This is a genomic window from Candidatus Syntrophosphaera sp. (genome assembly GCA_019429425.1).
Taxonomy (GTDB): Bacteria; Cloacimonadota; Cloacimonadia; order Cloacimonadales; family Cloacimonadaceae; genus Syntrophosphaera.
In genome coordinates this window covers 1-8,977 of the sequence record JAHYIU010000091.1, presented here as the reverse complement: position 1 = coordinate 8,977, position 8,977 = coordinate 1, and the positions used below count along the sequence as shown (strand labels likewise).

The 8,977-nt window shown below is 56.8% G+C and carries 6 protein-coding genes and 1 tRNA gene; all 7 read right to left on the bottom strand.

What is annotated here, in order from left to right; all coding sequences use genetic code 11:
- Positions 1–798 precede the first annotated feature (798 nt).
- The 7 genes from K0B87_08470 to K0B87_08440 all read right to left on the bottom strand — a co-directional run bounded on the left by K0B87_08470 (position 799) and on the right by K0B87_08440 (position 8,789).
- Positions 799–2,316 carry an Rne/Rng family ribonuclease gene (locus tag K0B87_08470; GenBank protein ID MBW6514772.1) on the bottom strand — a complete coding sequence of 506 codons (1,518 nt, stop codon included), beginning with the start codon at positions 2,314–2,316 and terminating at the stop codon, positions 799–801.
- Between the two features lie 39 nt (positions 2,317–2,355).
- Positions 2,356–4,062: a signal peptide peptidase SppA gene (sppA, locus tag K0B87_08465; GenBank protein MBW6514771.1), complete on the bottom strand. Its 1,707-nt coding sequence runs from the start codon at positions 4,060–4,062 to the stop codon at positions 2,356–2,358.
- Between the two features lie 49 nt (positions 4,063–4,111).
- Positions 4,112–4,205 (bottom strand) — tRNA-Ser (locus tag K0B87_08460).
- A 51-nt stretch (positions 4,206–4,256) separates the two neighbouring features.
- Positions 4,257–5,798 (bottom strand): bifunctional phosphoribosylaminoimidazolecarboxamide formyltransferase/IMP cyclohydrolase, encoded by a 1,542-nt coding sequence (gene purH / locus K0B87_08455; GenBank protein ID MBW6514770.1) that lies wholly within the window; start codon positions 5,796–5,798, stop codon positions 4,257–4,259.
- Entirely contained in the window at positions 5,795–6,886 is a 1,092-nt protein-coding gene (locus K0B87_08450) for a YihY family inner membrane protein (GenBank protein MBW6514769.1), read from the bottom strand. The genes purH and K0B87_08450 overlap by 4 nt, the downstream gene beginning before the upstream one ends.
- Positions 6,887–8,122 (bottom strand): ABC transporter permease, encoded by a 1,236-nt coding sequence (locus K0B87_08445; protein ID MBW6514768.1) that lies wholly within the window; start codon positions 8,120–8,122, stop codon positions 6,887–6,889.
- Positions 8,103–8,789, bottom strand: coding sequence for an ABC transporter ATP-binding protein (locus K0B87_08440; GenBank protein MBW6514767.1), 687 nt, complete (start codon positions 8,787–8,789; stop codon positions 8,103–8,105). Before K0B87_08440 ends, K0B87_08445 begins: the two co-directional genes overlap by 20 nt.
- Between the last annotated feature and the right edge of the window lie 188 nt (positions 8,790–8,977).

The following is an 8,977-nucleotide window of genomic DNA, read 5'->3' as shown; positions in this document are numbered from 1 at the left end:
TGATTCGCTCAAGCAAATGATGGATCAAATGGTCTGTGTCTTTGAGGCGTTGGATGACGATACAGTAGCATCTTTGAGTCACTGCAGCTATCTCTATTTATGACATATGAATGTAAACTCTGTATAAATCACTGCCCTTGAAACGGCGGCTTCCGCCCCCTTGAAAGGCAGATATCAGAATTCTGAATATGATGTGTTTGAGTCCGGAGGACGACAGTGCATTAGCACGGTATGGAGTGACGCGGGCAAGCAAGGCGCGGAGCGTATTGCGGGTCAAGGAACGGAATGCCGTGATATGTGACGGAGACGGTGATCGTTTTTTTTGCCCCACCCCCACCTCGATTGGCGGGAAGCAGTACCGTTAATTGGGGTGGGGGTGGGGATATTTTTTATATGAGCAAAACACCGTTGTCACGGCATTCCGCTGCGCTGCATACCGTGCTAATGCACTGTCGTCCTCCGGACTCCACCCACGCATGATTAGTTGCTGGAGTCCATGCCCGCCCATCCTGACCCTTTATATCTGCCAACGTAGCCGGGAGAAAGTCGGAGCTCGACTCCAGAGTGGCAGTCACGATTTATTTTCATCCTCCCCCTGATCACTACGCTATCAATACGGACTCATTACGGACTTTGTCCGTATTGAGTCCGTAATGACACCGTATTGATAAGGGGAGCCATATCAGGGGCGGAAAAAGAAAAACCGCCGTATCTTTATGCCTGGCAGCAAGATACGGCGGAAAAGGCGGTTTCGTTCCAGCAGGCCAGAAGATCATGGTCCTGGCAGGGCCGGGAAACTCAATTGAATTTGGAGGTGATGTCCTCCCCGCCGGGGAGCTTGAAAACCTTGAACTGGTCGGCGCGCATTTCCGGATCGGGCTCGATGTCCACCTGGTCCTTGTAGGCGCTGAAATATGTCTCGTTTTGGCGGATATGCTCCACCAGTTCGGGATGCACGACAATGCGGAGGCGGCTGTTCTTCACGAAGTAATCGGAGCGGTTTAGCCAGCGATGGATGCGCATCAGCATGGTGTCGCGGGAAACGACGCGGCCAGTGCCGTTGCAGAGGGGGCAGGGATCGGCGAAATTGGCGATCAGGGTGGAGCGCATCCTTTTGCGGGTGACCTCCACCAGGCCCAGTTCGGTGAAATTGTAGACCTTGTTCTTGGCCCGGTCGCGCCTCAGTCCTTTGCGCAGGGTGTCCAGCACCTCCTGTTTGTTTTGGTCGCTGATCATGTCGATGAAATCGATGATGATCACCCCGCTGAGGTCGCGCAGCCTGATCTGGCGTGCAGCTTCGGCCGCGGCCTCGATATTGGTCTTCTTGATCGTTTCCTCGTAATGCGTTTTCCCGGTGAAGCTTCCGGTGTTGATGTCGATGGCCACCAGGGCCTCGGTCTGCTCGATCTTCATGTTTCCGCCGCTGGGCAGGTAGATGCGGGAATGGAAGATGGTGTCGATCTTTTTCTCGATCCCCCAGGCGTCGAAGATGGGCGAATCCTCTTTATAGATCTCCACGTTGGGGATCAGCTCCGGGGAAAAATCCTCCAGATGGGAAATGATGCTCCTCGCGAAGGCTTTGTCATCGATCACCAGCCGGTCGACGTTTTCGCCGAACAGGTCCCGGATCAGGTAGTTTTCCAGGGCGTTTTCCTCAAACACGCAGACCGGTCCCTTGACGTTTTTGATCTGCTTGTCGGTGAGCTTCCAGGTTTTTGCCAGGGCGTTGTATTCGGTGCGCAGTTCGTCCTCGTCGCAGCCGTCGGCCTCGGTGCGGACGATCAAGCCGTGGTTGGGGTCCTTGAAGGAATTGATGATGTTGCGGATACGCGAGCGCTCGTTCTGATTGTAGATCTTGCGGGAAATGGCGATCTTGTGTTTGTTGGGAAAGAGCACCAGATACTTGCCAGGAATGGAGATCTGGCCTGTGAGGCGGGCGCCTTTGGAGCCGATCGGCCCTTTGTGGACCTGGACGACGATCTCCTGGCCAGATTTGAGCAGGTTGCCGATCTGCGAGGAATCCTTGGGATTCACGCGCGGCCGCTGCTTGTCGCTTTCAAAGATCTCCAGGAAATCCAGGACGATGTCTGAATAGTGCAAAAACGCTGTCCGTTCCAGCCCGATCTCGATGAAGGCGGCCCCCATGCCGGGCAGGACGTCTTTCACGAAACCCTTGTAGATGTTACCGACAATATTCTGCTTGTCCTTGCGCTCCACGAAGAGCTCCACCAGACGGTTGTCCTCGAGCACGGCGACGCGCTTTTCCAGGGGGTGGACGTTGACTATTATCTCTGTGTTGAATTTATCTTTTCTCATGTCATATACTTCCGGTTAAAAATTGGTTGAATGGCTGGCTCAGTCGAAATTGACCGGGCAAAAATACAGCCATTGGCGGGTCGCGAGGGTCCGCTCCAGATAATCCAGGATCCTCTGCTCCAGGCTGAAATCGCGCCGGGCCAGGAGTTCGGAGGCCATCTGGAAGAAGCCTTCGCTGCGGAACAGCTCCCAAACGTTCATCTTTTCAGGATACTGCTTCACGCCGTACTTGTCGATCCCGGCCAGTTCCGCGGCTTTTGCCACGGCCGTGTCCAGGCCGCCGATCTCGTCGATCAGATTGCTGGCTTTGGCGTCCGAGGCGATGAAAACACGCCCCTCGGCCACTGCCGAAATCTCTTCCGGGCTGATTCCGCGGGCGTCCATGACCCTTTGGGTGAATTCCGCGTAGACATTTTCGGAATTGCGCTCCAACGAGCTGAGGAACTCCTCGCCGTAGGGTTCGAAAATGCTGCCGTATGCTGCGAACTTGCCATAGCTGAGGGTCTGGCTCTCGATGCCCAGTTTGTTGCCCAGTTCCTCGGCTTCCGGCAGGGCCATGATCACGCCGATGGAGCCGGTGATCGTGTGCGGATCGGCGATGATATGATCCCCGGAGCAGCTGATATAGTAGCCTCCCGAGGCCGCGACCCCGCCCATCGAGACCACGACCGGGATGTCCAGGCGCTTGATCCGTTGATAGATGAGCTCGGATTCCAGGGCCGAGCCGCCGGGGCTGTTCACGCGCAGGACGACAGCCTTGACCGATCCGTCCTCTTCGATCGCGTCCATGACCTTGTCCACCTTGGCCGCGCTGATGAAGGTTTCCGGTCCCCAGCCGCTTGAGGGGGTGATGTTTCCGCTCAGGTTGACCACGGCGATCTTGTTGCTGGATAGCGAAGAGGCAAAGGAATCGCTGTAGTTCTTGATGGAGACGGTCTTGGAGTCCGTGATGCCGTATTCCTCGCGGAGTTCGTCCCAGGAAGAGAGTTCGTCGATGAGCCCGTAGATCCTGGCGTGTTCGGCGTTGATAAAAATGTCGGGGCGGTTTTCAAAGATGTCGCTGACCAGGGCGGGATCGAGGCCGCGGTTTTGGGCAATGTCGGCCTGGAGCTGTTCATACCTGCCTTTCAGAGCCTGGCGCAGGTTCTCCTCCGTGCCGGGATTGAGCGAGGTCTGGGTGTAGGGTTCGCCGGCGCCTTTATATTCTCCGGCCTGCATCACGTGCATCTTGATCCCCAGCTTTTTCAGGGCATCGCGGTAAAACAGTATGTTGGCGGCCACGCCTTCCAGGATCAGGCCTCCGGAGCGCGTGGGGTCCATATGGACCTTATCCGCCATGGCGCCAAGCAGATAGGACCTCTGGGTGAATATTTCGCCATGGGCGACGACGGGCTTCCCGGCAGCCTGGAATTCCTGCAGGGCCGCGTTGATCTCGTTCAGGTTGGCATAGCTGATCTGCGCCAGGCCGGGCCTGATCACGATCCCCTTGATCTTGGTGTCGCTTGCCGCGTGGCGGATCTTGCGGCAGATCTCCTCCGCGCTGAGCGGGGCAAATCCTAAGAATCCGGAACCGCTGACCTCGTTGTAGTCCGGGACCGAGGTGCCCGGATCGAGCAGCAGCCAGGTGCCGGGGGAAACCTTTTCCACTCTGGGGCTGAACCCGATGAAATAGCCAACCGCGAAAGCAGCCGCCAGAATTACGATGATTGCCCCACAGCCGATCAGGATAGCTGAATGTGTTTTCATGAAAACTCCTCTAAAATTCTATTTGAAAGTGGGTGATTGCTAAAGTCGATGGCGGAGATGCTGGGATTCGAACCCAGGGTACGCGTTTTGCACATACACACGATTTCCAATCGTGCTCCTTCAGCCAACTCGGACACATCTCCGCGCTTGAGAAAAGCCATTTTTTTGAAACCTCATATTCTGTCAAACTAAAATCAATGCCGGAAGTGGCGGAAGCCCGTGAACACGAGCGCCATGCCGTATTCATCGCAGGCCCGGACCACGTCCTCGTCGGCCTTGGAACCGCCCGGCTGGATGATCGCCTTGATGCCGTTCTGGTGCAGTTCATCCACCGAATCGCGATAGGGGAAAAACCCGTCCGAGGCGCAAACCGCGGAACTGATGTCGTGGCCGAATTTGTGGGCTTTCCAGATCGCCAGATGGGTGGAATCGATCCTGCTCGTCTGTCCGGAACCCAAGCCATAGACACAATCTTCCCCCGTGATGGCGATGGCGTTGGAACGCAGCAGGGAAACCACTTTCCAGGCAAAACGCAGGGCCTTGGCCTCACGCTGGTCCGGCTGGCGCTGGGAAACCACTTTCCAGGCGGCGGGGTGCTCATCCACCAGGTCCCATTCCTGCAGCAAATAGCCGCGCAGCAGGTTCTTCAGTTCCCAGGGGCTCTCGGCAACCAGCGCGACAACCGGGTCAAACTCGATCAGGCGGCGGTTCTTTTTCTTTTTCAGAAAATCCAGAACTCCGGATTCATAGCCCGGAGCGATGATGATCTCCGTGAAGACCTGGTTGATCCGCTCCGCCGTTGCCAGGTCCAGAGGGCGGTTCAGGGCCACGATCCCGCCAAAGGGGGATTGGGTGTCGGCCGCGAAGGCTTTGGCATAGGCGTCCTGCAAGCTCTCAGAACTGCCGATCCCGCAGGGATTGCAGTGTTTGGTGATCACCGCCGTGGGCCGTTCAAAGAGCCGCAGCGCCCGCAGCGAGGAATCGATGTCCTGCAGGTTGTTGAAGGAAAGTTCCTTGCCGTGCAGGACCTTCCAGCCGGTCTGGGCTGAGCGGTAAAAACCAGCCTTCTGATGCGGGTTCTCGCCATAGCGAAGAGCCGAATCCAGACAGCAGCCGATCGAGACGCTCGGCGGAAGCTGGTTTGCTGCGGCCCCGTCCGGTTCCGATAAATAATCCGCGATGCCCGCGTCATAGGCCGAAACGAGCGCGAAAGCCTTGGCGGCCAGATGCCTGCGCGTGGTTTCGGGCACTTCCAGTCCATCTCGGAGATATCCCAGCACCTCCTCATAATCCGCGGGATCGGTGAGCACGATCACGCCGCGATGGTTCTTGGCCGCGGCCCGGATCAGGGTGGGCCCGCCAATGTCGATGTTTTCGATGATCTCCTCAGGTGTGGCGTTTGGCCTAAGCCGGGTCTGCTCAAAAGGATAGAGATTGGCGGCCACCAGGTCGATGCGCTGGATCTTCATCTCCCTCAGGGTGCCCAGATGCGCTTCGTTATCCCGGTCCGCCAGGATCCCCGCGTGGATCACAGGATGCAGCGTTTTCACGCGCCCGTCCAGGATCTCCGGAAAGCCCGTCAGATCCGAAACCTCGGTCACGGCGGAGCAGAACCCCCGCAGATACCTTGCAGTGCCTGAGGTGGAAAGTATCCCGTAGCCCAGTTTTTCCAGTTCCACGGCCAGCCTCTCCACTCCCGTCTTGTCCGAAACGGTGATCAGCGCGTACTTTTTCATTGCTCTTCCTTTTCCTCGTCTTCGAGCTCGGCCACCAGTTCTTTGACCTCTTTCTTGCTGAAATACCTGTCCAAAAGCTGGACCAGCTTGGTGTCGCTGTACATTTCCAAAGTGACCCGCACCATACCCACCTTTTTGTTCGGATCCCTCTTGCTCAAGGCAGAGCCCTTGCGGTCTTCGATCACCGACACGATCACGATCCCGCCCAGGATGATCACCCAGTTCAGATAGATCCAGAGCAGGAAGATCGGCAGGGCCGAGAGCGCGCCGTAGAGGGCCTGATAATTCGTCATCCGGTAGATGTAGAGGTCGAATCCGCTCTTGACCAGGGCCCAGATCAAGGCGGTCCAGAACGCGCCCCGGATCAGGGAGCCGCGCCGGATCTTGATGGTCGGCATCAGCATGTAGAGGAAGATGAGCATCAGATACTGCATGATGAAGGGCAAGGCGTAGGTGAGCCATCTCAGCAGCGGCATGTCCAGTAGCCTGGAGATCAGGGGCAGCGATGAACTGGAGAGCAGGATGATCATGATGAAGACGCCCAGGATGATCGTGCCCAGAAACTTGACTATCTGGCTGATCGCGTCTTGTTTGGCGGGAGTTTCGACCCTCAGGACACGGTCGAAGGTATTGCGGATGACGCGGAACAACGCGTAGGAGGAAACGATCATCACGATGAAGTTCAGCACGTTGAATCCGCCCCGGCGTTCCAGCATCCCCTCGATCAGGTTATTTACCGTCAGAGCGGAGGTGGGCATCAGATTGTCCCCAATGAGGTCAAAGACCTTTTCCTTGAGGTTCAGAAACGGCAGGTCCGGCGCGATCACCAGAATGAACACTACAAAGGGGATGAAGCCCATGATCGTGATATAGGTGAGTGATCCCGCCTCCCGCAACACCCTTTCGGTTTTGATCCGCAGATACAGTTCTTTGAGGAAGGACCAGATATTCCCCAGGATCTTCTTCCGCTTTTCGAGCTGGCTAAGGTATCCCCACACTCCGCCCAGGTCATGCAAAGCAGTTCCTACAATGCTTTTCAGGGTTTCCCAGATGTTCTTGAAGATGTTCTTCTTAGCTTGTTCCGGCATTCATTCCTCCCTCAGGGCCTGCACCGGGTTCAATTTGCTGGCCCGCACCGCGGGCGCGATGCCAAACAGCAGGCCGACCCCAACGGAAACCAGCAGCGCCACCCAGATCATCTGCACCGACGCGACCACCTGCAACTGCAGATAGGAGCCCACGGCGCCCAGGATCGCGTAGCCCAGCACAATTCCCAGCACGCCGCCCAGGCCAGTGATCAACACTGTTTGCACCAAAAATTGCCAAAAGATGTCCCGGCGCCTGGCCCCGATGGCGATCCGGACCCCGATCTCGCGCGTGCGTTCCTTGATCGAGGCCAGCATGATGTTCATGATCACGATGCCGCCCACCAGCAGCGAGATCACCGCGATCAGGAAAAAGATGGCGGTGAAGATCATCGTGTTTTGTTTCATCTGCTCCATCTGTTCCTGCGCGGAACTGACGGAAAAGAGTTGCTTGCCCTGTTTCAGGTTCAGGACGATGTTTTCCACGTTCCGGCGTAATTCTTTGGCCTCTTCCGGGCTGTTTGCCTGAAGGCTGAGGCTGCCTATCTTTTGCGTGGGATCGATCTTGCTCAATAGAGTGGAAAGCGGCACAAAGGCCCGCCGGTTCATATACTCCAGCGCGTTGTCCGAAAAAGCGCTCCCCCCGCCCTGGTTTTGCATGTACTTTTCTTCCATCACCCCCACCACCAGAAGCCGCTGGCCCGCGAGGGTAAGGTATTGCCCCATGGGGTCTTTGGAGGCAAAAAGCTCCTGGCTGGCCGTCGATCCGAGCACCACCACGTTGTTGTGGTTGGCGATGTCCAGGCTGTTGATGAAACGCCCGCTGCGGACATTCCAGTCCTCAACCTTGACCAGATCGGGATAAACGCCCAAAATATCGCAATTGTAGCCAATTTCCCCGTACTGCAATTCCCTGGACCGCAATTGGACCTGGGGGTTGAAGGCCGCCACTTCCGGGACCAGGCTCTGGATCTGGCTGATCTCGCGCAGGCTGAAGCTCGGGTCGCCGCCTCGGCTGAAGTCGTAAGCCCAGTTGCGATGGACGTCGATCTTGGTCAGCCCGCCCCGCTGGGTCATCCAATCCAGGGTCGACTGGTTCATCCCGTTCACGATCGCCAGCACCACCATGATGCTCATCACGCCAAGGATTATCCCGATGATGGTGACCGCGCTGCGCACCTTGCGGGTGAGAATGTCGGCCAGGCCGATCTGGAGTGATTCACCCAGGGATATTGCCATTTTCGATCTTTCCGTCCATGATGTGGATGATGCGGGTAGCCCGCCCCGCCACGGCTTTGTCGTGGGTGACGATGATCACGGTGTTGCCGGCCTGGTGGAGTTGTGAAAATATCTCCAGGATGTCCCCTCCGGCTTGGGAATCAAGATTCCCAGTGGGTTCGTCGGCCAGCAAAATGGCAGGATCGTTCACGATCGCCCGGGCTATCGCCACCCGCTGCCTCTGACCCCCGGAAAGCTCTGCCGGCTTGTGTTTCAGCCGGTCGCTCAGGCCCACGCTCTCCAGGATCTGGCGCGCTTTCTGGTTGCGCTGTTTGGGATTCATGCCCGCGTACATCAAAGGCAGTTCCACGTTTTTGAGCACATTCAGGTGCGGCAGCAGGTTGAAGGATTGGAACACGAAGCCGATCTTGCGGTTGCGGACCATGGCCAGTTCGTTCTTTTCCATGGCGCTGGCCCGCACCCCGTCCAGATGGTATTCTCCCTCCGTGGGGCTGTCCAAACAGCCGATGATGTGCATCAGCGTGCTTTTCCCGGATCCCGAGGGACCCATGATGGCCACAAATTCGCCCTCCGCGATCGTGAGGTCCACCCCGTTCAAGGCGCGCACCTTCACTTTGCCCAGGCTGTAATCCTTGACCAGGTTCTTGGTACAGATAATTTCCGTCATATTTTTCTACTCGTATAATCCATGAATAGATACAAGGCCTAATTGTCAACAAGAAAAAGCGCTGGCATTCCCCCATTTTTTATACCAGCCTGATTTTCAACTGCCATGGTTCGATCAGATCGGCTCTATAAGGTGAGGTGTCGTAGTGTCTGGAGCTACTGAGGCAGATTTGCATGACCTGACTGATT